Origin of the sequence: Clavibacter phaseoli (assembly GCF_021922925.1) — a bacterium.
Taxonomy (GTDB): Bacteria; Actinomycetota; Actinomycetes; order Actinomycetales; family Microbacteriaceae; genus Clavibacter; species Clavibacter phaseoli.
Genome location: NZ_CP040786.1, coordinates 1,115,166 through 1,139,709, shown reverse-complemented (window position 1 = coordinate 1,139,709; position 24,544 = coordinate 1,115,166). Strand labels below are relative to the sequence as shown.

22 protein-coding genes and 2 tRNA genes are annotated in these 24,544 nt (G+C 73.1%); 19 read left to right on the top strand and 5 right to left on the bottom strand.

All coding sequences use genetic code 11. From position 1 onward, the window contains the following. The first annotated feature begins 1 nt into the window (after nt 1). From FGI33_RS05315 to FGI33_RS05305, 3 genes are all read left to right on the top strand, one after another. The gene (locus FGI33_RS05315; protein WP_119435399.1) at nt 2-955 is read left to right on the top strand and encodes an ABC transporter ATP-binding protein; all 954 of its coding nucleotides are present in this window, start codon (nt 2-4) and stop codon (nt 953-955) included. Between the two features lie 110 nt (nt 956-1,065). Further along, nucleotides 1,066-1,971 carry a D-isomer specific 2-hydroxyacid dehydrogenase family protein gene (locus tag FGI33_RS05310; protein ID WP_119435400.1) on the top strand — a complete coding sequence of 302 codons (906 nt, stop codon included), beginning with the start codon at nt 1,066-1,068 and terminating at the stop codon, nt 1,969-1,971. Nucleotides 1,972-2,035: 64 nt separating this feature from the next. Next, a complete protein-coding gene (locus FGI33_RS05305) occupies nt 2,036-3,064 on the top strand; it encodes a lactonase family protein (protein ID WP_237582353.1) in 1,029 nt (342 codons plus the stop codon). A 26-nt stretch (nt 3,065-3,090) separates the two neighbouring features. Here FGI33_RS05305 and FGI33_RS05300 read toward each other — a convergent pair whose 3' ends face one another. The 3 genes from FGI33_RS05300 to def form a co-directional block, all read right to left on the bottom strand. After that, nucleotides 3,091-3,468 carry a hypothetical protein gene (locus FGI33_RS05300; RefSeq protein WP_119434429.1) on the bottom strand — a complete coding sequence of 126 codons (378 nt, stop codon included), beginning with the start codon at nt 3,466-3,468 and terminating at the stop codon, nt 3,091-3,093. Between the two features lie 104 nt (nt 3,469-3,572). Beyond that, nucleotides 3,573-3,645: transfer RNA gene (locus FGI33_RS05295), tRNA-Asn, on the bottom strand. 76 nt (nt 3,646-3,721) lie between these two features. Beyond that, entirely contained in the window at nt 3,722-4,288 is a 567-nt protein-coding gene (gene def, locus FGI33_RS05290) for a peptide deformylase (RefSeq protein ID WP_119434430.1), read from the bottom strand. Nucleotides 4,289-4,327: 39 nt separating this feature from the next. On the opposite strand from def, the gene FGI33_RS05285 reads away from it, so the two are divergent. The 16 genes from FGI33_RS05285 to FGI33_RS05210 all read left to right on the top strand — a co-directional run bounded on the left by FGI33_RS05285 (nt 4,328) and on the right by FGI33_RS05210 (nt 22,288). Next, nucleotides 4,328-5,239 carry a DMT family transporter gene (locus FGI33_RS05285; RefSeq protein ID WP_119434431.1) on the top strand — a complete coding sequence of 304 codons (912 nt, stop codon included), beginning with the start codon at nt 4,328-4,330 and terminating at the stop codon, nt 5,237-5,239. Between the two features lie 177 nt (nt 5,240-5,416). Then, complete coding sequence (locus FGI33_RS05280) at nt 5,417-6,676, top strand: glycosyltransferase (protein ID WP_119434432.1); 1,260 nt, start codon at nt 5,417-5,419, stop codon at nt 6,674-6,676. Nucleotides 6,677-6,688: 12 nt separating this feature from the next. Continuing rightward, nucleotides 6,689-6,762: transfer RNA gene (locus tag FGI33_RS05275), tRNA-Ile, on the top strand. 262 nt (nt 6,763-7,024) lie between these two features. After that, nucleotides 7,025-9,217, top strand: coding sequence for an acyltransferase family protein (locus tag FGI33_RS05270; RefSeq protein WP_119434434.1), 2,193 nt, complete (start codon nt 7,025-7,027; stop codon nt 9,215-9,217). Nucleotides 9,218-9,519: 302 nt separating this feature from the next. Further along, nucleotides 9,520-11,073, top strand: coding sequence for an ABC transporter substrate-binding protein (locus FGI33_RS05265; RefSeq protein WP_119434435.1), 1,554 nt, complete (start codon nt 9,520-9,522; stop codon nt 11,071-11,073). A gap of 148 nt (nt 11,074-11,221) precedes the next feature. Next, the gene (locus FGI33_RS05260; protein WP_119434867.1) at nt 11,222-12,181 is read left to right on the top strand and encodes an ABC transporter permease; all 960 of its coding nucleotides are present in this window, start codon (nt 11,222-11,224) and stop codon (nt 12,179-12,181) included. After that, on the top strand, nt 12,178-13,077 hold the full coding sequence (locus FGI33_RS05255) for an ABC transporter permease (RefSeq protein ID WP_119434866.1): 900 nt from the start codon (nt 12,178-12,180) through the stop codon (nt 13,075-13,077). The genes FGI33_RS05260 and FGI33_RS05255 overlap by 4 nt, the downstream gene beginning before the upstream one ends. Before the next feature lie 2 nt (nt 13,078-13,079). Continuing rightward, entirely contained in the window at nt 13,080-14,120 is a 1,041-nt protein-coding gene (locus FGI33_RS05250; RefSeq protein WP_220452839.1) for an ABC transporter ATP-binding protein, read from the top strand. After that, nucleotides 14,117-15,184 (top strand): ABC transporter ATP-binding protein, encoded by a 1,068-nt coding sequence (locus FGI33_RS05245; protein ID WP_220453073.1) that lies wholly within the window; start codon nt 14,117-14,119, stop codon nt 15,182-15,184. The genes FGI33_RS05250 and FGI33_RS05245 overlap by 4 nt, the downstream gene beginning before the upstream one ends. Continuing rightward, nucleotides 15,181-16,017 carry a M55 family metallopeptidase gene (locus tag FGI33_RS05240; RefSeq protein ID WP_119434864.1) on the top strand — a complete coding sequence of 279 codons (837 nt, stop codon included), beginning with the start codon at nt 15,181-15,183 and terminating at the stop codon, nt 16,015-16,017. The genes FGI33_RS05245 and FGI33_RS05240 overlap by 4 nt, the downstream gene beginning before the upstream one ends. Beyond that, the gene (locus FGI33_RS05235) at nt 16,017-16,970 is read left to right on the top strand and encodes an isoaspartyl peptidase/L-asparaginase family protein (protein WP_237582352.1); all 954 of its coding nucleotides are present in this window, start codon (nt 16,017-16,019) and stop codon (nt 16,968-16,970) included. The genes FGI33_RS05240 and FGI33_RS05235 overlap by 1 nt, the downstream gene beginning before the upstream one ends. A gap of 40 nt (nt 16,971-17,010) precedes the next feature. After that, the gene (locus FGI33_RS05230) at nt 17,011-17,895 is read left to right on the top strand and encodes a MurR/RpiR family transcriptional regulator (RefSeq protein ID WP_119435419.1); all 885 of its coding nucleotides are present in this window, start codon (nt 17,011-17,013) and stop codon (nt 17,893-17,895) included. 25 nt (nt 17,896-17,920) lie between these two features. After that, a complete protein-coding gene (locus FGI33_RS05225; RefSeq protein ID WP_119435420.1) occupies nt 17,921-18,655 on the top strand; it encodes an SDR family NAD(P)-dependent oxidoreductase in 735 nt (244 codons plus the stop codon). Nucleotides 18,656-18,708: 53 nt separating this feature from the next. Further along, complete coding sequence (locus FGI33_RS05220) at nt 18,709-20,421, top strand: DUF885 domain-containing protein (RefSeq protein ID WP_237582351.1); 1,713 nt, start codon at nt 18,709-18,711, stop codon at nt 20,419-20,421. 41 nt (nt 20,422-20,462) lie between these two features. After that, nucleotides 20,463-21,314 carry an alpha/beta fold hydrolase gene (locus FGI33_RS05215; protein WP_119433882.1) on the top strand — a complete coding sequence of 284 codons (852 nt, stop codon included), beginning with the start codon at nt 20,463-20,465 and terminating at the stop codon, nt 21,312-21,314. Beyond that, nucleotides 21,314-22,288, top strand: coding sequence for a ketopantoate reductase family protein (locus tag FGI33_RS05210; RefSeq protein WP_119433881.1), 975 nt, complete (start codon nt 21,314-21,316; stop codon nt 22,286-22,288). The genes FGI33_RS05215 and FGI33_RS05210 overlap by 1 nt, the downstream gene beginning before the upstream one ends. A gap of 58 nt (nt 22,289-22,346) precedes the next feature. On the opposite strand, the gene FGI33_RS05205 is transcribed toward FGI33_RS05210, so the two are convergent. Together FGI33_RS05205 and gmd are read right to left on the bottom strand one after the other, a co-directional pair. Continuing rightward, a complete protein-coding gene (locus tag FGI33_RS05205; RefSeq protein WP_119433880.1) occupies nt 22,347-23,351 on the bottom strand; it encodes a GDP-L-fucose synthase family protein in 1,005 nt (334 codons plus the stop codon). Continuing rightward, a complete protein-coding gene (gmd, locus tag FGI33_RS05200; protein ID WP_119433879.1) occupies nt 23,348-24,400 on the bottom strand; it encodes a GDP-mannose 4,6-dehydratase in 1,053 nt (350 codons plus the stop codon). The genes FGI33_RS05205 and gmd overlap by 4 nt, the downstream gene beginning before the upstream one ends. Nucleotides 24,401-24,544: the final 144 nt, after the last annotated feature.

The following is a 24,544-nucleotide window of genomic DNA, read 5'->3' as shown; positions in this document are numbered from 1 at the left end:
CATGACGCACACCCCCCGAGACGCCGACGCGGACGGCGGGGCAGCCGAGCCCGTGCTCGACGCCCGCGACCTGCGTCTCGCCTACCCCGCCCGGCGCGGCGCAGAGACGCCGCCGGCCGTGGACGGGATCACGCTGCGGATCCAGCCCGGCGAGGTGCTCGGGGTCGTCGGCGCGAGCGGATCCGGCAAGTCGTCCCTCGCGCGCGTGCTCGCGGGCCTCGTGCCGTCGGGCGACGAGGGGGCCGCCGTGCCGCGGATCACGGGCGGCGACGCCTCCGTCCTCGGCCAGGGCCTCCGCCGCATCGGCCGCCGCGCCCGCACGCGCACCACCTACGGCATCGGCTACGTGCCGCAGGACGCCGGCACCACGCTGCACCCGCAGCTCACCGCGAGCGAGGCCATCGCCGAGCCGATCTTCTCCCGCGACCGCCGCTTCGACAGCCAGGTCGCCGCGCGTCGCGTCGTCACGCTGCTCACCGCGCTCGACCTCCCGCCCGGCACGCAGGACCGCTACCCGCACGAGCTCTCGAGCGGCCAGCGCCAGCGCGTCGCCCTCGCCCGCGCGCTCGTCCTCGGCCCGCGCCTCCTCATCGCCGACGAGCCGACCTCGGGCGTCGACGTCATGAGCCGCGTCGCCGTGCTCGACCTGCTGCGCGACCTCCAGTCGCGCGGCGGCTTCTCCGCCCTCGTGGTGAGCCACGACCTCGCCGTCGTCGAGCGCCTCACCGACCGCCTCGCCGTGCTGCACCGCGGCACCCTCGTCGGCTACGGCGCGATCGACGACGTGCTCGCGGATCCCACGCACCCGTACGTGCGGGGCCTCGCGGAGTCGCGCACGGCCGCCGCGCCCGCCGCCGAGCCCGCGCCCGCGGAGCGGGACCCCGACCCGGTCGTCGTGCTGCGATCCCCTGAACCGCCCGCCCGCGTCCCGCACCCCCGGAGGCCCCGCACATGACCGACACCACCGCATCCGCATCCGCCGACCGCCGCGTCCACCGCGCCGTCGACGGCGCCACGCCGCACCGCCTCACGGGCGACGCGCGTCCGACGCCGGGCCCGATCGCCATGCTCCCGCGCACCGAGGACGCCTACCTCGAGGCCGTCCACGCGGGCGGCGGCGAGGTGGCCGAGCTGTCGGAGGACACCCGCGGCATCGTCTGGCTCTCCATCCGCCGCGCCGCCGAGCTCACCGACACGCTCGCCGCCAACCCGCAGGTCCAGTGGGTGCAGCTGCCGTTCGCGGGCGTCGACGCCTTCGCCGACACGCTCCGCGAGTGCGACCGGCCGGACCTCGTCTGGACGAGCGCGAAGGGCGCCTACTCCGAGCCGGTCGCCGAGCACGCCCTCGCGCTGACGCTCGCGGCCCTGCGGCAGCTGCCGGAGCGCGCCCGGGCGACCTCCTGGGGATCCTCCGCCGGCCTCTCGCTCTACCGCTCCGAGGTCGTCGTGGTCGGCGCGGGCGGCATCGCCCTGGAGTACATCCGGCTGCTCGCCCCGTTCGACTGCTCCGTGACGGTCGTCCGCCGCAGCGGCGACCCCGTCGAGGGCGCGGACCGCACCGTCACGGCCGACCGGCTCGACGAGGTCCTGCCGGGCGCCGACGTCGTGATGCTCGCCGCGGCCAGCACGGACGACACGGCCGGCCTCATCGGCGCCGCGCAGCTCCAGGCCATGAAGGACACGGCCGTCCTCGTCAACATCGCGCGCGGCGCGCTCGTCGATCCCGACGCCCTGCTCGACGCGCTCCGCTCCGGCGCCATCCACGGCGCGGGCCTCGACGTCACGTCGCCCGAGCCGCTGCCCGACGGCCACCCGCTGTTCTCCGAGCCGCGGTGCATCGTCACGCCGCACACCGCGGACACCCCGGACATGGTGCGGCCGCTGCTGGCCGAGCGGATCCGCCTCAACACGGAGGCGTTCACCCGCACGGGCGACTTCGTCGGCATCGTCGAGCCGTCCTCCGGCTACTGACGGCGGCGCGACGCCGAGCGGCGCCCGCGCCGTGTCGGGCGGGACCCGTAGGGTGAGCGACGTGATGACGCCCGAGGAAGCCGCCGTGCCCGAGGTATCGATGTGGGCGGGCGGCTACACCGCCGACGCCGGCGGATCGGGCATCGGCATCACGGGCCTCGCGATCGACGCCCTCACGGGCGAGCTCGCGGTCGTCGGCACCGCGGTCGAGACGCCGTCGCCCTCGTTCCTCCTGGCGCACGACGACATGGTCTACGCGGTGGGCGAGGCGTCCGACCGCGTCGAGGCGTTCCGACGCGGACCCGGCGGCTCGCTCCAGTGGGCGGGCGGCCGGGCGAGCGGCGGATCCGGTCCCTGCCACCTCCACGTCGTCGACGGCCTGCTCCTCACCTCGCACTACGGGGACGGCACCGTCGCCGTCCACCCGATCGCGGACGACGGCACCCTCGGTGAGGCGGTGCAGCTGCTCGCCTCCGAGGGATCCGGTCCTCGCCCCCAGCAGGACGGCCCGCACGCGCACGCCACGCTCCACGTCGGCGGCGGCATCGTCCTCAGCGCCGACCTCGGCACCGACGCCGTGTTCGTGCATGCGCTCCGCGACGGCCGGCTCGACCGCATCGACTCCCTCGCGCTGCCGCCGGGGACGGGACCGCGCCACATGGCGCTGCTGTCGTCGGGCCGCGTGCTCCTCGTCGGCGAGCTCGACGGCACCCTGCACGCGCTCGAGGGCACGGGCGCGTCCTGGCGCGTCGCCGCCTCCACCGCCTGCGCGGCCGAGCCGGACGCGCGCGACTCCGCGGCCGAGGTGCGCGTCTCCGCCGACGAGCGCCTCGCCTACGTCGGCCTCCGCGGCTCCGAGCGGATCGCGGTGGTCGGCATCTCCGCCGACGGCGCGCTCGCCCCCGTCGCCGCGTTCGACTGCGGCGGCGAGATGCCGCGCCACCACGTGATCGTCGACGACCGGCTGCACGTGGCGAACCAGGCATCCGGCACGGTCGCCTCGTTCCGGCTCGACCCGGCGACCGGGCTGCCCACCGCGGCGCCCGCCGTCATCGCCGTGCCGAGCCCGACCTACCTGCTGCCCGTCGAGTAGTCGGGGGCTGCCGCCGGGCGCGCGGCTCAGCGCAGCAGCAGGGGAGCGGCCGCCCGGATCTCCTCCTCGACCCCGAGGCCACGCCAGCCGGACGCGGTGAAGGCCAGGCCATCGACCCCGTTGCGGTCCATGAGCGCGAAGCCGACCGCGCGGATCCCCGAGTAGGCGATGAGCACCGGGCGCAGGGGATCGGACACGAGCCGCACGATGCGCTCGCGCCGGGCCTCGAGGACGCGCAGCGAGTCAGCCGGCCCGTTGGCGGGGCGGGCGAGGATCGCGTCGGCGACCGGATCGAGGGCCGCGTCGTCGGGCGCGGCCTCGCGCGTCCGCAGGTCCTCGTCGAGCAGCGGCCACAGCCGGTCCGCGTCGTTCGGACGCGCGACCACGACCTGGAACATCCCCATGGCCCGACGCTACCCGGCGCGGGGGATGGCGGTCGGGATCGGCGGAGGACGAGCGCTGGAGGCGCAAAGTAAAAGGCCCCGCGGGTGGAGCCGCGAGGCCTTCGCTCCCCGAGTTGGACTCGAACCAACAACCTGCCGGTTAACAGCCGGCTGCTCTGCCAATTGAGCTATCGAGGATCACGTGGAGCAACCTGGAAAGCGTAGCAAAGAAATCGGGCGCCTCCGGTCACCGGGTCGCCGCCGGGCGCGTCCCTCAGTCCTCGAGGTGGTCGCGCCCCGGCAGCCACGACTGCCCGGGCACGCCCCAGCCGCTCTTCCGGATGATCTTCGCCACGGGCTTCACGTGCTCGTGCTCGAGCCGGTCGGTGTACAGCAGCCCGTCGAGGTGGTCGAACTCGTGCTGCAGGATCCGCGCGAACCACCCGGCCGCCTCGATCTCGAACGGCCGGCCGTCGAGGTCGACCGCGCGGAGGATCGCCCGGTCGGCGCGCACCAGCGGGAAGCGCTCGCCCGGGAAGGACAGGCAGCCCTCCTCCTCGGTGTCCTCGTCGGCCTCGCGCACGGCGACGGGCGTGATGAAGAGGTCCGGGTTGACGGCGACGCCCCGCAGCGGCTCGCCCTCGTCGGTCTCGTAGGAGTACACGAACACGCGCAGCGGCACGCCCACCTGGGGCGCCGCGAGTCCCACGCCCGGCGCCTCGTCCATGGTCTCGAACATGTCCGCCACGAGGGCGCGCAGGTCGTCGTCGAACGCCTCCACCTCGCGGGCAAGGGCGTGCAGGACGGGGTCTCCGGTGATCCGGATGGGGAGGACGGCCATGCTGCCGATGATAGGCGGACCGCCGGGTAGGGTCGGGGCGTGCCCTTCGACGCCAGCCCCGTCCTCCAGGCCGCCTCGTTGACCCCCTACCAGGCGCTCGGGATCCCGATCGCGCTCGTCGGCGCGGTCTTCCTGTCCCTCGGCGCGCAGCTGCAGTCGCAGGGCGTGGCGAAGATGGAGGCGCGCGGGACGAAGAGCACGGCGGGCCTCAGCCTCCGCCAGCTGGGCGCGCTGCTCGGCCGCCCGTCCTGGGTCGCGGGCACCGTGATGCTCGGCCTCGCCATCGTCTTCCAGCTCGCGAGCCTGCGCCTCGCGCCGCTCATCGTGGTGCAGCCGCTCGGCGCGGTCGCGCTCGTGGTCACGGCCATCCTCAACTCCCGCGCCACGGGCAAGCGACTCGACCTCAAGGCCAAGCGGGCGGTCGCGCTCTGCATCGGCGGCGTGGGCCTGTTCGTGATCTTCGCGGCCGTCTTCGCGAAGGAGACGCCCATCCGCACGCCCGAGCTCATCACGATCCTGGTGATCCTCGCGGTCGTGCTCGCGCTGCTCGGCGGCCTCTTCCTCTACTTCCGCCGCCACGTGCAGGCGATCTTCTACATCATCAGCGCGGGCGTGCTCTACGGCTTCGTCGCCACGCTCGCCAAGGTCGTCATCAACCGCCTCACGACGGGCGACTTCGACGTGCTCACGGCCGTGTGCATCGTGGCGCTCATCGCCGCGACGCTGCTCGGGGCGTACTTCGTGCAGACCGCGTACTCGTCGGGACCGCCCGACCTCGTCATCGCGGGCCTCACGGTCGTCGACCCGCTCGTCGCCGTCTGCATCGGCGTGACCGTCCTCGGCGAGGCCGCGGACGCGCCGCTCTACGCGGGCGTGGCCTTCCTCGTCGCGGGCGCCGTGGCGGTCGCCGGCGTGTTCCAGCTCGCGAAGCACCACCCGCACGCGTCCTGACCGGCCTGCGGCCGCGTGACAGTGCGCGGCGCGGACCCTGAGCACGCCTCCCCGCAGCCCGGTGCGCCGTCGGCCCGTCCCGGGGCCCGTGCGATACGTTGCTCTGCGACACCCGGCCCGCGCCACCCGGATCCACGTGACGCGCGCCGGACGCCGACACCACTGGAGAGACACTTCTTGCCGAACACCTCAGGGCAGACCCCGCGCGAGCCGGCGACCCCCGGTCGACCGCTGCGCATCCTCATCGGCGCGGACACGTTCCCGCCGGACGTGAACGGCGCCGCCCGCTTCGCCGAGCGCCTCGCGGGAGGGCTCGTCCGCCGCGGCCACGAGGTCCACATCGTCGCGCCGGCGGCCAGCCGCAAGCACGGCACGTGGACCGAGGTCCACGACGGCCAGGAGATGACGGCGCACCGCCTCCGCAGCTGGCGCTGGTACCCGCACGACTGGCTGCGGTTCGCGCTGCCGTGGAACATCAACCAGAACAGCGCGCGGATCCTCGACGCCGTCCAGCCCGACGTCGTGCACTTCCAGTCGCACATCGTCACGGGCCGCGGCCTCAGCATCGAGGCCGAGAAGCGCGGGATCCGCATCATCGGCACCAACCACTTCATGCCGGAGAACATGCTCCAGCACACGCTGCTGCCGGTGGCGTGGCAGGACAAGGCCATCTCCATGGCGTGGAAGGCCGCGCGCCGCACCTTCGGGCGCGCCGAGGCCGTCACCACGCCGACGCGTCGCGCCGCTCAGTTCCTCGAGCGCTACACGGGGCTCCAGGGGGTCATCGCGATCTCCTGCGGCATCGACGCCGCCAACTACACGCCCGACTTCGCCCCGCGCACCCGCAACCGCATCGTCTTCGTCGGACGCGTGACGGGGGAGAAGCAGATCGACGTGCTCCTGCGCGCGTTCGCGATCCTGCCGCAGGCGCTCGACGCGGAGCTCGAGATCGTCGGCGGGGGAGACCAGAAGACGGCGCTCGAGAAGCTCGCCGCCGACCTCGGGATCACCGACCGCACCACGTTCACCGGCTACGTCTCCGACGAGGAGCTGCGCCGCGCCTACACGCGCGCGACCGTGCTGGCGATGCCGAGCATCGCCGAGCTGCAGTCCATCGTGACGATGGAGGCGATGGCCTCTGCGCTGCCCGTCGTGGCCGCCGACGCCATGGCCCTCCCGCACCTCGTGCACGACGGCGAGAACGGCTACCTGTTCCGTCCCGGCGACGTCGACGACCTCGCCGCGAAGCTGCGGTGCGTGCTCGAGCTGCCCGAGGAGGAGCTCCAGCGCATGAAGCGCGAGAGCCTCGCGGTGGTCGCCACGCACGACATCGAGCGCACGATCTCGACGTTCGAGAGCCTGTATCGTGGCGAGTCAGTGGCCGCGCCGGTCACGGACGAGGCACGCGGCGTGGCGGACGGCTCAGGCGCCGCCTAGCCCACCCGCCTCGGGGCGGTAGCTCAGCTGGTCAGAGCAGCGGACTCATAATCCGTCGGTCATGGGTTCAAGTCCCATCCGCCCTACTCCCGCGTCGTCCTCCCGGCGCACGCGATCGACTGCCCAGCGGCATGCGCCCGATCGCGCGCCCCCCCCCTCGGACTGGGGTCCGCCGCCGCCCTAGCACGCCGCCGTCCGGACCGCCACGGCGATGTCCGCTCGATTACCATGGGTACCGAAATCACCCCGGTCGCGGGCGCCCCGAGGGCGACCGACGACCGCCACCGGCCACCCGCCGACGAGGCGTCCGCGCGCGCGTCGGCCCCGCCGCCCAGCCGCGAGGACACGATGACCAGCACCCGCCCCAGCCGCACGAGCCGATCCACGACGGTCGCGCCGGAGGGATCGAGCACGAGGTCGTTCCGCGGAGACATCCAGGGCCTGCGCGCCCTCGCCGTGGTCGCGGTCATCCTCGACCACCTGCTCGCGTGGCCGTCCGGCGGCTTCCTCGGCGTCGACGTCTTCTTCGTGATCTCGGGCTTCATCATCACGTCGCTGCTGCTGCGCCAGCACGACAAGCGCGGCCGAATCTCGTTCGCCGAGTTCTACCGCAAGCGCGTCAAGCGCATCCTCCCGGCCTCGACCGCCGTGCTCCTCGTCACCGTGCTCGCGAGCTGGATGGTGTTCCTCTCCGGGCGCGCCTCGGCGATCGCGTGGGACAGCGTCGCGGCGTTCTTCTTCGTCGCCAACTGGCGCTTCGCCGCGACCGACACCGACTACTGGGCCGCCGACAGCGCCGTCTCGCCCGTCCAGCACTACTGGTCGCTCGGCGTCGAGGAGCAGTTCTACGTCGTCTGGCCGATCCTCCTCACGCTCGGCCTCGCGCTCTCGCTGCGCTTCCGCGGGCCGGGGCGCTACCGGGGGATCCTCGCCGCGATCCTCGTCGTCGTCACGGTCGGATCGTTCGCGTGGGCCATGGCCGACACCGCCGGGAACGCGGCCGTCGCGTACTTCTCCACGTTCTCCCGCGCGTGGGAGCTCGGCGTCGGCGCGCTGCTCGCCGTCGCGACGCCGCTGCTGCGCCGCATCCCGGACGCCGCCCGTCCCGTCCTGGCCTACGCGGGCCTCGCGGTCATCGCGTACGGGCTGTTCGCGCTGAGCAGCGAGTCGCCCATCCCCGCGCCCGGGTCCGTGATCCCCGTCGTGGGCGCCGCGCTCGTGATCGCGGGGGGCACGGGCGGGGCCCAGCGCTTCCTCTGGCCGCTCACGAACCCGGTCTCGCGCTACCTCGGCGACATCTCGTACTCGCTCTACCTCTGGCACTTCCCGGTGATCGTGATCCTCGCCGCCGTCACCGACACGTCGACGCTCGCCTACCCGGTCATCGTGCTCGTGCTGACCCTCGGCCTCTCGGTGCTCTCGTACCACGGCCTCGAGGACCCGATCCGCCGCTCGCACTGGCTCGAGCCGGGCGCCGCGGACCGCCGCACGAAGAAGCGCGCGCGCCGCCGGCCGGGCTTCGGCGCGTCCACGAGCACGAAGGTCGCCGCCCTCGGCACGGCCGCGCTCCTGACGGTCACGTTCATCAGCCTCGCCGTCGTGCGGCAGCAGGAGATCCAGGAGGCGTCGCGCCTCTCGCCGGGACCGGCCGCGTCGGGCGAGGAGGACCCCGCGGTCGACGCCGTGCTCGCCGACGGCGACCTCGGCGCGCTGCAGGGCCAGATCCGCGATGCCCTCGGCGCGACCAGCTGGCCCGCGCTCGACCCCGCGATCGACGGCCTCGAGAAGTCGGCGGTGCCCGTCGAGGACGGCCAGGGCTGCGGCCGCACCGACGCGGCGAACCCGCGCTCCTGCTCCTTCGGCGACACCCGGAAGCCGACGATCATGGTGCTCGGCGACTCGACCGGCATCACCCTGCTGCCCACGGTGCGCGCGCTGTTCGAGGCGACGCACCACATCCGCGGCCTCACGTACGCCGGCTGCGCCGTCATGGACGTCGAGTGGGACTTCCCGGACGCCTCCACCAAGGGCGGGTGCCTGGAGTTCCGCGAGCAGGCGATCGCCGCGATCCAGGAGGAGAAGCCGGAGATCCTGTTCGTCAGCAACAGCTACGGGCAGGTCTTCAAGCTCGCCTCGAAGGCGACCGGCGACGACGCCGTGTCCGAGTGGTCCACGGGCGTGCAGAGCACCATCGGCCAGGTGCGCGACAGCGTCGGGAAGGTCGTCCTGGTCTCCTCGCCGCCCGTCGGCCAGCCGCTCGAGACGTGCGCCACGAAGGTCTCGACGCCCGCCGACTGCCAGGCCTCGATCCCCGGCGTCTGGAAGGTGGGGGACCGTGCGCAGCGGGACGCCGCGGAGGCGATCGGCGTCGCCTACGTCGACACCTCGTCGCTGTTCTGCTGGGAGGAGCGCTGCCCGTCCTTCGTGGGCAGCACGCCCACCAAGCGCGACAGCGTCCACACGACGCCGCAGTACGCGGCCGTCATCACGCCGGCGTTCCGGCAGATGCTCGACGAGGCGCTGGCGGGCGTGCCCGCCTGATCCCGCGGCGACCGCCCGAGGCGGTCGCCGTCCCCGCACGTCCCTGAGCCCGGTCGCGCCCTCCGCGCGACCGGGCTCCGTCGCGCGCTCGTGGCGTGCCTCCGCCGCGCCCGCCCCGGCGAGCGACCGGTCGGATCCCGTATTCCAAACGTAACAAGATGGAAAAGAGAGAGCCGTACTGTAACTTTTGAGACGAGCGCAGCGGAGCGCGTGCGGATCCTCCTCGTGGGGGTCGGCCGCGATCGGCTCGTCCACGGACCGCGTGCGCCGGCCAGGCAGCGCCAGAGACAGTGAGGCTCCCCATGATCAGACCCGTCCGAGTCGCGGCCATCGCGCTCGCGACCACCGCGACGCTCGCCCTCGCCGCATGCGGCGGCGCCAGCTCGTCGAGCGACGGGGGCGCCGCCACCGGCGGCGACCTCGTCATCGCCCGGTCCGCGGACATCATCGCAATGGACAAGACCACCACCTTCGACAACAACTCCATCCGCGTCATGCAGCAGATCATGGAGCCGCTCTTCATGGTCAGCCAGGACGGCTCGAAGGTCGACCCGTGGCTCGCTACCGGCTACGAGATCTCCGACGACCAGCTGACCTACACGATCGCCCTCCGCGACGACGTCACCTTCTCGACGGGCGCGAAGATGACGGCCGCCGACGTCAAGTTCTCCCTCGACGAGGACACGAAGACGGGCGCCAGCGGCTGGGGCTTCGTCAACGCCGCCATCGACACCGTCGAGGCCACGGACGACACCACCCTCACCGTGAAGCTCAAGTACCCGTGGGCGCCGCTCATGGCCGACCTCTCGATCTTCAGCAACGGCGTCGTGCCGCTCGACTACGGCGGCAAGACCGTCGAGGAGTTCTACACCGCGCCCGTCGGCACCGGTCCCTTCGTCTGGGACTCCTGGACCAAGGGCCAGTCGGTCAAGCTCACCAAGAACGCGACCTACTGGCAGGCCGGCAAGCCGACGCTCGACAGCGTGACCTGGACCGTCGTGCCCGACGCCAACACCCGCAAGCTCCAGCTGCAGGGCGGCCAGATCGACATCAACGACACGCCCGACTGGTCGAGCTTCGCGTCGCTCAAGGACGCCGAGGGCGTGGAGGCCGTGACCTTCCCGTCGACCCAGATCGACTACCTCGCCTTCAACCAGCAGCGCGCGCCGTTCGACGACGAGCACGTCCGCCGGGCGATCGCCTACGCCATCGACCGCGAGTCGCTCGTGGATGCCGTGCTCTTCGGCAACGGCGAGACCGCCGACTCGCTGCTCTCGCCCGGCACGCCGTACTACGACGGCGACAGCGGAGCGCCCGAGCTCGACCTGGCGAAGGCCAAGGACGAGCTCGCGCAGTCGACGAAGCCCGACGGCTTCTCGACGACCCTCCTCATCCGCTCGGGCGACCCGAACCAGACCTCGGTCGCGCAGATCCTGCAGTCCGAGCTCAAGGAGCTCGGGATCACGGTCGAGATCACGCAACTCGACCCGACCGCCAACAAGCAGGCCCGCCTCGACTCCGACTTCGACATGACCCTCTCCGCGTGGACCATGGACATCCCGGACCCCGACCAGTGGACCTCCTTCGCGGTCGACCCCGAGGGCGGCTCGCACTCCGCCTTCACGTACTACGACGACCCCGAGGTCGTGGCGCTCAACAAGCAGGCCCAGCTCGAGACCGACGACGCGAAGCGCGCCGACCTCTACGCCCAGCTGCAGGAGAAGACGGGGGAGTCCGCCTTCCTCGCCTACCTCTACTACTCGCCGTACGCCTACGCGCTGAGCGACCGGATCGACGGGTTCGAGGTGACGCCGCTCGGCAACTACCACCTCGAGGACGTCACCAAGTCGTCCTGACCCACCCGGCGCCCACCCGCCGCCGACGTCGCCCGTGACGTCGGCGGCGCGGGGCGGCCGCCGCTCGCGACCCGAGCGGCGGCCGCCCCGCCACCCGCACGACACGCACCACCCGACCACCCACCGCATCCCGCCTCGAGGAGGAGCATTGCTGCACCGCCTGCGCTTCATCCCCGGCCGCCTGCTCCAGGCCGTGCCGGTCGCCTTCGGGGTGACGCTCATCGTCTTCTTCATGGCGCACCTGCTCCCCGGCAACCCGGCCCTCGCGATCCTGGGGGAGCGCGCGACCGACGCCAGCGTCGCCGCCCTCACCGAGCAGCTCGGCCTCGACCGCCCCATCTGGGAGCAGTACGGCATCTTCCTCGCGCAGCTCGTGCGCGGGGACCTGGGCACGAGCCTCACCTACCAGCTGCCCGTCACCGAGCTCGTCTTCCAGGCGATCCCCGTCACCATGTCGCTGCTCGGCTACGCGCTCGTCCTGTCCCTCGTCATCAGCATCCCGCTCGCCGCCCTCGCGGCCAGCCGCCCCGGCTCGTCCCGCGACCTCGGCGTGCGGCTGTTCACGCTCGTCGGGCAGGGGATGCCGCAGTTCTGGGTCGGCATCATGCTCATCCTGCTGCTCGCGGTGGGGCTCCGCGCCTTCCCCGTCGGCGGCTACGGCCGCGACGCGGCGGAGCACGTGCGCTTCCTCTTCCTCCCCGCGCTGACGCTCGCCATCGCGATGAGCCCGACGGTGATCCGCAGCCTCCGTGCCTCGATGATCGACGTGCTCGAGTCGGAGCACGTCGGCACCGCCCGCTCCAAGGGCTCCGCGGGCGTGCACCTCTTCCGCGACCACGTGCTGCGGAACGCCGCCATCCCGACGGTCTCGATCATCGGCGTGAACCTCGGCTACCTCGTGGGCGGATCGCTCGTCATCGAGAAGGTCTTCGCGCTCCCCGGCCTCGGCTCGCTCATGGTCAACGCCATCTTCAGCCGCGACTTCCCCACCATCCAGGCGGTGACGCTCTTCGTCGCCCTCTTCGTCGTGATCGTCGGCATCCTCACGGACGTCGTCTACACGATGCTCGATCCCCGGGTCACGCTCGGCGGGAAGGACGCGGCATGAGCACGGGCATCACCACCCCGACCGCGGTGCTCGCGGGGTTCCAGGCCCGGCGGCGCACCCGCCGCGGCTCCCGGGCGCTGCGCCCCTGGTACCGCAACGGGCCGCTCATGGCCGGCGGGATCATCACGGGCGCGCTCGTGCTCGTCGCGATCCTCGCCCCCGTCATCGCGCCGTACGACCCCGTGCTGCAGGACCTCCCGAACGCGCTGCGGTCGCCCGACGCGGAGCACTGGCTCGGCACCGACAAGTACGGCCGCGACGTGCTCTCCCGCCTCATCTGGGGCGCGCGGGTCGACCTCCGCGTCGGCTTCCTCGCGGTGCTGCTGCCCTTCGTCTTCGGCACGGTCGTCGGCGCGATCTCCGGCTACTTCGGCGGGATCCTCGACACCATCGTCATGCGCATCGTCGACGTCTTCTTCGCCTTCCCCTTCTACGTGATGGTCATCGTGCTGGTGTTCGTCTTCGGCGCCGGCGAGCAGAGCATCTACCTCGCGATCGCCGCGGTCTCCTGGGTCTCGTACGCCAAGATCGTGCGCGGCGAGGTCCTCGTGGCGAAGAAGCAGGACTACGTCGTCGCGGCCCGGCTCGGCGGCATGTCGCACGGCCGCGTGCTCGTCCGGCACATCGGCCCGAACGTGCTGAGCCAGGCGATCATCTACGGCATGAGCGACATCGTCATGGACATCATGGCGATCGTCACCCTCGGCTACCTCGGCCTCGGCATCGCCCCGCCCACCGCCGAGTGGGGCTCGATGATCGTCGACGGCCAGGAGTTCATCACCACCCAGTGGCAGCAGGCCACCATCCCCGGCCTCGTGGTGGTGGTGACGAGCCTCGGCCTGTCCCTCCTCGGCGACGGCCTGTCCGACCTGCTCAGCCCCGAGAGAAGGAAGTGACCGTGCCCGGAACGACCACCGCCCCGACGCCGGCGGCGCGCGCGAGCTCACCCGCGCCCGTGCTCCTCGCCGTCGAGCGGCTCACCCTCGGCATCCGCCGCCGCGGCGGGGAGCCGACCGTCATCGTCGACGACCTGTCCTTCGAGATCCTCGAGGGCGAGCGCTTCGGCATCGTCGGCGAGTCCGGCTCCGGCAAGTCGCTGACGCTGCGCGCGATCGCGGGCCTGCTGCCCAAGGGCGTCGAGGTGCTCTCCGGCCGGATCCTGTTCGAGGGCGTCGACCTCGTGCCGATGCCCGCCGCGAAGCGCCGCCTGCTCATGGGACCGGCGATCGCGATGATCTTCCAGGAGCCCATGACGGCCTTGAACCCCGTGATGCGGGTGGGCGAGCAGATCGCCGAGGGCCCGCGCCGGCACCTCGGGCTCTCGCGGAAGGCCGCGCTCGAGCTCGCCGTGGAGATGATGGCCCGCACGGGCATCCCGGATCCCGCCCGCCGCGCCCGCGCCTACCCGCACGAGCTCTCCGGCGGCCTCCGGCAGCGCGTGATGATCGCGATGGCGCTGTCATGCCGCCCGCGGCTCCTCCTCTGCGACGAGCCGACGACCGCGCTCGACGTGACCGTGCAGCACCAGGTGCTCCGCCTCCTCGAGCGGCTGTGCGTCGACTCCGGGGCGGCGCTCGCCTTCGTCACGCACGACCTCGCCGTCGTCAACCAGACCTGCACCGACATGGCCGTCATGTACGCCGGCCACGTCGTGGAGGCGGGCCGCGTCGCGGACGTCTTCCGCGACCCGCGTCACCCGTACACGAAGGGCCTCCTGGACTCGGCGCCCGACTTCGACCAGCCCGACCGCGAGCTCGTCGCCATCCCCGGCTTCCCGCCCAACGTGTCGAACCGGCCGTCAGGGTGCCCGTTCGCGCCCCGGTGCGCGTTCGCCGTCGAGGCGTGCACGACCGCCATGCCGCCGTTCGAGGAGGTGGCGCCCGACCACCGGGCGGCCTGCATCGAGTCCGACCGGATCTTCCTCGGGGTGCCCGCGTGAGCGCCGTGACGGCCGCGGCCGACGTCGCGTCCGCGGCGGGGGAGCCGCCCGTGCTGCGGGTCGCCGACATCACGAAGACCTACCGGGTGGGCGGATCCGTGCTGTCGCAGATCACCCGGCGGAGCGAGGCGGGGTCGCACCTGACCGCGCTCGACGGCGTGGAGCTGCACCTCGGGAAGGGCGAGATCCTCGCGCTCGTGGGGGAGTCGGGATCCGGCAAGTCGACGCTCGCGAAGATCCTCGTCGGCAGCACGGCGCCCACCGCGGGCGACGTCGAGTACCACGGCGCGCCCATGCCGGCGCGGCGCGACCGCGAGGCGAGCCGCCGGATCCAGATGGTGTTCCAGGACCCGTACTCGTCGCTCAACCCGCGCATCAGCGTGGGCGCCATGCTCGCGGAGCTGCTCACGCTGCACCGCATCGTGCCCCGGCGCGAGGTGCGGGCCGAGAGCGTGCGGCTGCTGAACCTCGTGGGGCTGGAGGAGGACGCGCTCGACGCGTACCCGAGCCAGTTCTCCGGCGGGCAGCGGCAGCGGATCGCCATCGCGCGCGCCCTCGCGGTGCGGCCGGACATCCTCATCGCCGACGAGCCCGTCTCCGCGCTCGACGTGTCGGTGCAGGCGACGATCCTCGAGCTGTTCGGGCGGCTCCGGGAGGAGCTCGGCCTCAGCATCCTGTTCGTCGCGCACAACCTCGCGGTCGTGCAGCACCTCAGCCAGCGCGTGGCGGTCATGTACCTCGGCCGGATCGTCGAGGTCGCCGACACGGCGGAGCTCTTCCGGGATCCGCGGCACCCGTACACGCGCGCGCTCATCGACTCGATCCCGCGCATGTCCGCCGGCAGCGTCAACGCCGAGGCCGTCCTCGAGGGCGAGCCGCCGAGCCCGTTCGCCGTGCCGAGCGGCTGCCGGTTCCACCCGCGCTGCCCGTACGCCGTCGCGGCGTGCCGCACCACCGACCCGGCCCTCGCGGCCGTCGCCCCCGGGCACGCGAGCGCGTGCATCCGGGCAAACGAGCTCGACGCCCCCGCGGGCGCCGTCACACAGGAACAGGGGAACGCATGAGGATCTGGATGTCGCTCGACATGGAGGGCGTCGCCGGCGTCGTGGACTGGGAGCAGTGCCGGCCCGACAGCGGCGCCGCGTACGCGCTGGGCTGCGAGCTGCTGCAGGGGGAGGTGAACGCGGCCATCGAGGGCGCGATCGCGGGAGGCGCGACCGAGATCGTGCTCAACGACTCGCACAGCCGCATGGCGAACCTCGACCCCCGCCGGATCGCCGGCGGCGCGCGCTACCTCTCCGGCCGGCACAAGCCGGGCTACATGATGCAGGGGCTCGACGACGGCTTCGACGCGATCTTCCTGGTCGGCTACCACGGGTCCATCTCGGGACCGCCGTCGACCATGTCGCACACGTACAACCCGGAGGTCTTCGCGGGCGCCCGGGTGAACGGCACCGAGGTGGGGGAGAGCGGGATCAACGCGCTCGTCGCCGACCACTACGGCGTGCCGATCGCGTTCGTCTCGGGCGACCAGGTGACGTGGACCGAGACGGAGCCCTTCTCGCCCGACGCCGTGCACGTGCAGACCAAGGAGTCGATCACCCGGTTCAGCGCGCTCAACCTGCACCCGGACGAGTCGTGCCGGCAGATCCGCGCGGGCGCCGAGGAGGCCGTGCGCGCCGTGGCCGACGGGCGCATGCGCCTGCCCGGCATCGAGCGCCCCGCCGTGCTCGAGCTCGACGTGCAGACGGCCGACATGGCCGACGTCGCATCGTGGGTCCGCGGTGCCGAGAAGGCGGCCGACCGCCGCGTCCGCATCGAGGGCGACGACCTGCTCGAGGTCTTCCGCTCGTTCGTGGCCGTGAACTACATCACGCGGCAGGCCGGGGGCCGCTGATGGGCCTCGCCGAGGAGTCGTCGCAGGCGCCGCGCCCGACGCGCTCGTGGAGCGTGCCGCCCGGACCCGACGGCACGGCGCTCGCGCTGCACGGCGGCGCGGGCGGCCGGATCCTCGAGCTGTCCCGGGAGGAGGCCGCCGCGTTCGACGCCGGCCTCCGCCGGGCCCACGACGCGGGATCCGCCGTGCTCGCCCGCGGCGGGTCGGCCCTCGACGCCGTGTGCGCCGCCGTCGAGCGGCTCGAGGACGACCCGCTGTTCAACGCCGGCCGCGGCGCCGCCCTGACGGCCGACGGCCACGCCGAGCTCGACGCCGCGGTGATGACCGGGGCCGGCCTGGCCGGCGCCGTCGCCGTCTCCCGGCACGCCAGGAACCCGGTCCGCGCCGCGCGCGCCGTCCTCGAGGAGACCGACCACGTCCTCCTCGTCGACCCGTCGGCGGAGCTCATCGCCGGCTGGGGGCTCGCCACCGCGGATCCCGCCTACTTCGTCACCGAGGCGCGCCAGCGGCAGCTCGCCCGCGTCCGCGCGGACCTCCTCCAGGGCGCGCGGCACGGCACGGTCGGCGCGGTCGCCCGCGACCGCACCGGCGCGCTGGCCGCCGCGACCAGCACGGGCGGCATGGTCAACCAGACGATCGGGCGCGTCGGCGACACCCCGGTCATCGGCGCGGGCACGTACGCGCGCGACGGCGTCGCCGCGGTCTCCTGCACGGGCGAGGGCGAGTCCTTCCTGCGCGGGGTCGTGTCGCACGACATCGCGGCGCGCGTCCGGCACCTCGGATCCACCCTCGAGGAGGCCGTGCTCGCCACGGTCGAGGCGGAGCTGACGGCCCGCGGCGCGAGCGGCGGCCTCGTCGCCGTGGGCGGGGACGGCACGCTCGTCATCGCCCACAACTCGCCGACGCTCTTCGCGGCGTTCCCCCGGGACGGGCGGCTCGTCGTGCTCACATAGGAGCGCACGATCCCGCCCACCCCCGACGGAAAGACGGAACATGCCCCTCAAGGAAGAGATCTTCGCCCGGATGGACGAGCTCACGCCCGCCGAGCGCAAGGTCGCCCGCAGCCTCCTCGCGAGCTACCCGAGCGCCGGGCTCGGCAGCGCCGCGACCCTCGCCAAGGCCGCCGGGACCAGCACCCCCACGGTGCTGCGCCTCGTCACGCGCCTCGGCATCGGGAGCTACCCGGACTTCCAGCAGCGGCTGCGCGACGAGATCACGCACCACATGAACAGCCCCGTCACCCGCACCGCCCGCAGCCGCGCCACCGCGGAGGACGGCGAGCTGTTCGCCAGGTCCGCCGGCAGCCGCGTGCAGCTCGTCGAGGGCCTCGCGGACACCGTCCCGCCGAGCGAGCTCGACCGCGCCGTGCAGCTGCTGGCGGGGAAGCCCAAGCACGTCGTGATCTCGGGCGGCTACTTCAGCCGCTTCCTCGCCATGCTGCTCGCGACCCAGCTCGACCAGGTCGTCCCCGGCGTGGAGTTCGTGGGGGAGCCGCTCGGGCACGACATCGGCCGGTACCTGCGGCTGGGGCGCGGATCCGTGGCCATCATCATCGACCTGCGCCGCTACGAGCTCGCCGCGAAGGAGGCGGCGGAGCTCGCCCGACGGCAGGGCGCGTCCGTCGTCGTCATCACCGACCAGTGGCTGAGCCCCGCCGCGGAGGGCGCCGACGTCGTGCTCCCCGTGAAGGTGGACGGCATCCCGTTCGACTCCATGGCGGCGCTCCTCGTGCTGCTCGAGGCGCTCGTCGAGCAGGTCCTCCAGGCCACCGGCGACGCCGGGCTCGAGCGCATGCGCCAGTGGGAGGAGTCCGTGCACATCCTCCGCGCCTACCGCGCCGGCGACGTCGAGCCGCTCGCGGACGGCGACGCCCCGTGATCCACCCCGACGACAGGACCCCCGCATGACCGCCACTGCACCCGAGCCCGCCCCCGCCCCCGCGCGCCCCTTCGACGGCCTCGTCGCCGTCGTCACGGGCACCGCCCAGGGGATCGGGCGCGCGATCGCCGACTCCCTCGAGGCCCAGGGCGCCCGCGTCCACGGCGTCGACCGCGACACCGTCGACCTCAGCGTCACGGCGGAGGTGGAGGCGTTCTTCGCGGGGCTGGGCGACGTGGACGTGCTCGTCAACGTGGCCGGCGGGGTGGTGGGCCAGACCCACACGCCCATCGACGAGCTCACGGACGAGGCGTGGGACCAGGTGGTGCGCGCCAACCTCACCACCACGATGGCGTGCACGCGCGCCGCGGCCCGGTCGATGAAGGCGCGCGGCACCGGGCGCATCGTCAACATCTCCTCGGGCGCCGGCCGGAGCGTGAGCCTCACCGGGATCCAGGCGTACGCGTCGGCGAAGGCCGCGCAGATCGGCTTCACGCGGCAGATGGCGCACGAGCTCGGCCCGCACGGGATCACCGTCAACTGCATCGCCCCGGGCTTCGTCCTCTCCAACCCGAGCACCGTGGCGCAGTGGGAGTCGTACGGCCCGGACGGCCAGGCCGCGCTCCTCGAGCGCATCGCGGTCCGCCGCACGGGCACGCCCGCGGACATCGCGCGCGGCGTCGCCTTCCTCGCGCATCCGGACGCCGGCTGGATCAGCGGCCAGACCCTCTCCATCGACGGCGGCCACTCGCTGTTCTGATCCGGCCTCCCGCGCCGCCCGCCCTCCCGCACCGACCGCCCGACAGGAGCACCATGCCCGACCACGTCCCCGCCACGCCGGCGGCCGCCCGCCTCGCCGAGCTCGGCGAGCGCTACTTCCGCGTCCAGCACGCGTACGACCCCTACAACGCGACGCTGCTCGGCATCGACGAGTTCGACCACCTGGCCGGCGACCCGAGCGCCGCCGCGAGCGCCGATGCGGCCTCCGCGCTGGCCGACGTCGCCGCCCAGGCGGACGCGCTCGACGACGTCGACCTCGAGGACGACCAGCGCACCGACCGCGACGTGCTCGCCGTCCTCGCGCGCGGCGCGGCGGACGACGCCCGGCACTCGCTCTGGGCCGCCAACGCCTCCGCCAAGGGCTACGTGAGCCGGCAGGGCCTCGTCTTCCAGGCCGTGCCCGCCATGACGGTCGACACCGCGCCCGCGGCCGACCGGTACCTCGCCCGGCTCGACGGGGTCGCGGGCGTGCTCGACGGCCTCGGCGATCGCTACGCCGAGGAGACCGCCGCCGGTCGCCCATCCACGCGCATGGGCCTCGCGCACGCGGTGCAGCAGCTGGAGGGCTACCTCGCGCTGCCGCTCGACGACGACGCGCTGCTCGCCCCGACCAGGTCCGGCGCCGCCGCCGCATCGGCCGCCGCCGACCGCGCCCGGCGCACCGTGGAGGGATCCATCCGCCCGGCGATGGCCCGCCTCGCCGCGCGGCTCGCCGACGAGCTCATCCCCGGCGCGCGCCCCGACGACCGCGTGGGGATCCAGCACACCGCGGGCGGTGAGGCCGGCTACGTCGACGCGGTGCGCCGCCACACCACGACCGACCTCGACCCGGAGGAGATCCACCGCATCGGCCTCGATGTGCTGGAGGACATGGTGCCGCGCTGGGCGGAGATCGGCGGCCGCGCCCTCGGCGAGCGCGAGCTGCCGCGCATCGCCGAGCGGATGCGGGAGGACCCGTCGCTCCGCTTCGAGACGAGCCAGCAGATCATCGACGTCGCCCAGGGCGCGCTCGACCGCGCGCAGGCGGCGCGTCCGCTCCTGTTCCCCGACTACGACATCGGCGACTGCGTGCTCGAGGTCATCAACCCCATCGAGGCGGAGCACTCGGCGCTCGCGTACTACCGGCCGCCCGCGGTCGACGGCAGCCGGCCCGGCGCGCACTGCCTGCTGGCGACGGATCCCGAGACGCGCTACCGCTACGAGTACGAGTGCCTGGCCTTCCACGAGTCCGTCCCGGGCCACCACCTGCAGCTCGCGACCGCGCAGACCCTCGACATCCCGCGCTACCGCCGCCACCTCGACGTGGAGGCGTGCAGCTTCAACGAGGGCTGGGGGCTGTACTCCGAGCAGCTCGCCGACGAGCAGGGCCTCTACACGGACGACGTCTCGCGCCTCGGCATGCTCTCGTTCCTCGCCCTCCGCGCGTGCCGGCTCGTCGTCGACACCGGGATCCACCACCTCGGCTGGACCCGGCAGCAGGGCGTCGACTTCATGTGGTCGCACACCGCCACGACCCGCGCGCACGTGCAGAGCGAGGTCGACCGGTACATCTCCTGGCCCGGGCAGGCGCTCGCGTACATGATCGGCCGCCGCGAGATCCTGCGCCTCCGCGAGGAGTCGCGCCGGGCGCTCGGGGACCGCTTCACGCTCCCGGGCTTCCACGGCGTGATGCTGGGCGACGGGGCCGTGCCCCTGTCGGTCCTCGACCGCACCGTCACCCGCTGGCGCGACGGCCTCGCCTCCTGACCCCCACCCCCGACCCGACCCGCTCGCAGAGAGAAGGACCCATGGACGTCACCATCAACGGCTGCCGCCTCCGCGTGGAGGTGATGGGCCCGGAGGACGCGCCCGTCATCATCGCCCACCACGGCGGCGGCGGGATCGGCTCCCTCGCCGAGCCCCGCGCCACCTTCGGCCCGCTGGCCGACCGCTTCCGCGTCATCGTGTTCGACGCCCGCGGCTGCGGCATGAGCGAGGGCATCGAGCCGTACTCCCACGCGCAGTGGGCCGCGGACGTCGACGGGATCCGGCAGTGGGCCGGCGTCGACCGCGTGATCATCGCGGGCGGCTCGTACGGCGGCTTCATCGCGCTCGAGTACGCCATCGCCTACCCCGAGCACGTGAGCGGCATCATCCTCCGCGACACGTCCGCCGACGGCAGCAACCTGGAGCTCGCGTTCCAGAACGCACGCGACCAGGACCGCGTCGAGATCGACTGGGAGTCGTTCGACCGCTACTGGTCGGGTCGCATCACCTCCGACGAGGACCTCAAGGCGCGCTGGGCCGAGATCATCCCCCTGTACGACTACGACTACGACCCGGTGAAGTCGGCCGCCCGCGTCGAGGCCGGCATCTATCGCCACGAGGCGCACAACTCGTGCTTCCAGCACAACTGGGGCGCCTACGACGTCAAGGACCGGCTGCCCGGCATCACCGTGCCGACGCTCGTCACGGTGGGCCGCCGCGACTGGGTCACGCCCGTCAGCTCCTCCGAAACCATCGCGTCCCTCATCCCGGGCGCCGAGCTCGTGGTCTTCGAGCGCTCCGGCCACTCGCCGCAGACCGAGGAGCCGGAGCTGTTCCAGGAGACGCTCCGCGGCTTCCTCGAGCGCGTGCACCCGAGCGCGGCGGTCGCCTGATGGACGTCGTCGTCATCGGGGCAGGCGCGATCGGCGGCACGCTCGGCGCCCACATGGCCCGCGCCGGCCACCGCGTGCTGCTGTGCGACCAGGACGCGGAGCACGTCGCCGCGATCCGCGCGCACGGCCTCCGCATCGAGGGCCCGGTGGAGGAGTTCACCGTGCGCGTCGACGCGGTCACGCCCGACGAGCTGCCCGACCGGATCGACCACGCGATCGTGGCCGTGAAGAGCCTGCACACCGCGTCCGCCGCGGAGCTCCTCCGCGACCGGCTGGCACCCGACGGCTGGGTCCTCACGGTGCAGAACGGCCTCACCGCGGACACGCTCGTCGACGTGCTCGGCGCCGACCGCGTGGTCTCCAGCTTCGTGAACGTCGGCGCAGACCTCATGGGCCCCGGCCGGATCCTGCAGGGCAACGTCGCCGCGTTCCACGTCGGCGAGCTGGCGGGCGGGGAGATCACCCCGCGCGTGCGCGAGATGGTCGAGGCGCTCCCGTACGCCCGTGCCACGGACAACGTGCTCGGGTACCTCTGGGGCAAGGAGGTCTACGGCGCGATGCTCTGGGCGGGCGCCGTCTCGGACCTCCCCATCGCCGACACCCTCGACCGCGACGCCTACCGGCCGCTGATGATCGCGCTCGCCCGCGAGGTGCTGGCGCAGGCGCCCGTGCGGGTGGAGGGCTTCGACGGCTTCGAGCCGGACGACCTGGAGGGATCGCTCGACCGGCTGGCGGCGTTCAACCGCCGGAGCGCCAAGACCCACAGCGGCATCTACCGCGACCTCATGGTGCGCCGGCGCAAGACCGAGGTCGACCAGGTGCACCGCGACATCCAGGGGCCGGTCTTCGACATGATCGTCGAGATGATCCACGACATCGAGGAGGGCCGCCGCACGTGCGAGGTCGCCAACCTCGATGAGCTGGCGGCGCGCGTCGCGGCCCTGCCCGCCGGCGCCGCTCCCGCGCGGGGCTGAGCACGCGACGACGGCCGCCGCGCGCATGCGCGACGGCCGTCGGATCGGGCGGGAGCGTCTACTCGCGCAGCGTCGTGATGTGCTCCCGGTACCACTCGACCGTGGAGCGCAGCCCCTCGTCGAGCCCGATGGAGGAGGTCCACCCGGCGTCGGCGAGCTTGGATACGTCCAGCAGCTTCTGCGGCGTCCCGTCCGGCTTCGACGTGTCCCACTCCGTTCGGCCCTCGTAGCCGACGACGCGCGCGATGGTCTCCGCGATCTCGCGGATGGTGACGTCGCTGCCCGTGCCCACGTTGACCTGCTCGGGCCCGTCGTAGTGCTCGAGCAGGTGGAGGCACGCGGCGGCCATGTCGTCGACGTGCAGGAACTCGCGGCGCGGCGTGCCGGTGCCCCAGTTCGTCACCGACTCCGCGCCGGACGCGCGCGCCTCGTCGTAGCGGCGGATGAGCGCGGGCAGCACGTGCGAGCCCTGCGGCGAGAAGTTGTCGCCGGGGCCGTAGAGGTTCGTCGGCATGGCGGAGATCCACGGCAGCCCGTACTGGCGGCGCACGGCCTGGATCTGCATGATCCCCGCGATCTTCGCGATCGCGTAGGCGTCGTTGGTCGGCTCGAGGTGGCCGGTGAGGAGGCTGTCCTCCGTGATCGGCTGCGGCGCGAGCTTCGGGTAGATGCAGGAGGAGCCGAGGAACAGCAGGCGGTCGACGCCGTGCGCGAGCGCGGCGTCGAGCACGTTGACCTGGATGCGCAGGTTGTCGCTGAGGAAGTCGACCGGGTACGTGCTGTTCGCCAGGATCCCGCCGACCTTCGCGGCCGCGAGGACCACGTGCGCCGGCTTCGCCTCGGCGAAGAACGCGAAGACCGCGTCGCGGTCCTTGAGGTCGAGCTCGGCGGAGGTGCGGCCGATGACGTCGGTGAAGCCCTCGGCCTCGAGCCGCCGGACGATCGCCGAGCCGACGAGCCCCCGGTGGCCCGCCACGTAGACGCGGGCCGAGCGGTCGAGCGGCGCAGGCGTGAACGCGACGGCGTCGCGCTCGTCGGCGGCGGACGCGGGCGCCGCGCTCACGCCTCGACCGCGGTCGCCTCGGCCGTGCCCCAGCTCGCGAGCTGCACGGTGTCGATCCACGGCCGCCCCTCGGCCTCGAGAGCGGCGATGTCCGCGTCGACCATGATCCGGGCCAGCATCGTGGTGTCGACCGTGGCCTTCCAGCCCAGCTTCTCCTCCGCCTTCGTGGCGTCGCCCACCAGGGCGTCGACCTCGGTCGGGCGCAGGTAGCGCGGGTCGAACCGGACGTGCTCGGACCAGTCGAGGCCTGCGTGCGAGAACGCGGTCTCGAGGAAGTCGCGCACGGTGAAGTTCCCGCCGGTCGCGAGCACGAAGTCGTCGGGCTCGTCGGCCTGCAGCATCCGCCACATGCCCTCGACGTACTCGGCGGCGTAGCCCCAGTCGCGGATGCTGTCGAGGTTGCCGAGGTAGACGTGGTCCTGCGTGCCGGCCTTGATGGCGGCGACCGCGCGCGTGATCTTGCGCGTCACGAACGTCTCGCCGCGGCGCGGGGACTCGTGGTTGAAGAGGATCCCGTTCACCGCGAACATGTCGTACGCCTCGCGGTAGTTCTTGGTGATCCAGAAGCTGTAGAGCTTCGCGGCCCCGTACGGCGACCGCGGGTAGAACGGCGTGGTCTCGCTCTGCGGCGGGGGAGTGGCCCCGTACAGCTCGCTCGAGGAGGCCTGGTAGAAGCGGGTCTCGATGCCGGACAGGCGCACGGCCTCGAGCAGGCGGATCGTGCCGGTGCCCGTGGTGTCCGCGGTGTGCTCGGGCTCGTCGAACGAGACGCGCACGTGCGACTGCGCGGCGAGGTTGTAGACCTCGTCGGGCTGGATCTGCATCATCAGCGTCGTGAGGCGCGAGCCGTCGCTCAGGTCGCCGTAGTGGAGGAAGAGCTTCGCGCCGTCCTCGTGCGGGTCCTGGTACAGGTGGTCGATGCGGGACGTGTTGAACGTCGACGAGCGGCGGATGAGGCCGTGGACCTCGTACCCCTTGGCGAGCAGCAGCTCCGCCAGGTACGAGCCGTCCTGCCCGGTGATGCCCGTGATGAAGGCCTTCTTGGCCATGGATCCCCCCAGATTCTCATGCGTGCGACGCGTCGGCGGCGGGGCAGTCGCCCGGCGCGGCCGTCCGGCCGTCCGCTCGAATCTAACGTGAGGGCGACGTCCGGCGGCAATCGGGGTACGGCGCCGCGCGGTGCGTTAACGACA

Coding starts and splice junctions, on each gene's coding strand:
- gmd (WP_119433879.1), bottom strand. CDS start 24,400: ATGGCCAAGAAGGCCTTCATCACGGGCATCACCGGGCAGGACGGCTCG.
- FGI33_RS05225 (WP_119435420.1), top strand. CDS start 17,921: ATGACCGCCACTGCACCCGAGCCCGCCCCCGCCCCCGCGCGCCCCTTC.
- FGI33_RS05265 (WP_119434435.1), top strand. CDS start 9,520: ATGATCAGACCCGTCCGAGTCGCGGCCATCGCGCTCGCGACCACCGCG.
- FGI33_RS05230 (WP_119435419.1), top strand. CDS start 17,011: ATGCCCCTCAAGGAAGAGATCTTCGCCCGGATGGACGAGCTCACGCCC.
- FGI33_RS05305 (WP_237582353.1), top strand. CDS start 2,036: ATGACGCCCGAGGAAGCCGCCGTGCCCGAGGTATCGATGTGGGCGGGC.
- FGI33_RS05240 (WP_119434864.1), top strand. CDS start 15,181: ATGAGGATCTGGATGTCGCTCGACATGGAGGGCGTCGCCGGCGTCGTG.
- FGI33_RS05215 (WP_119433882.1), top strand. CDS start 20,463: ATGGACGTCACCATCAACGGCTGCCGCCTCCGCGTGGAGGTGATGGGC.
- FGI33_RS05315 (WP_119435399.1), top strand. CDS start 2: ATGACGCACACCCCCCGAGACGCCGACGCGGACGGCGGGGCAGCCGAG.
- FGI33_RS05210 (WP_119433881.1), top strand. CDS start 21,314: ATGGACGTCGTCGTCATCGGGGCAGGCGCGATCGGCGGCACGCTCGGC.
- FGI33_RS05220 (WP_237582351.1), top strand. CDS start 18,709: ATGCCCGACCACGTCCCCGCCACGCCGGCGGCCGCCCGCCTCGCCGAG.
- FGI33_RS05255 (WP_119434866.1), top strand. CDS start 12,178: ATGAGCACGGGCATCACCACCCCGACCGCGGTGCTCGCGGGGTTCCAG.
- FGI33_RS05235 (WP_237582352.1), top strand. CDS start 16,017: ATGGGCCTCGCCGAGGAGTCGTCGCAGGCGCCGCGCCCGACGCGCTCG.
- def (WP_119434430.1), bottom strand. CDS start 4,288: ATGGCCGTCCTCCCCATCCGGATCACCGGAGACCCCGTCCTGCACGCC.
- FGI33_RS05270 (WP_119434434.1), top strand. CDS start 7,025: ATGACCAGCACCCGCCCCAGCCGCACGAGCCGATCCACGACGGTCGCG.
- FGI33_RS05310 (WP_119435400.1), top strand. CDS start 1,066: ATGCTCCCGCGCACCGAGGACGCCTACCTCGAGGCCGTCCACGCGGGC.
- FGI33_RS05300 (WP_119434429.1), bottom strand. CDS start 3,468: ATGGGGATGTTCCAGGTCGTGGTCGCGCGTCCGAACGACGCGGACCGG.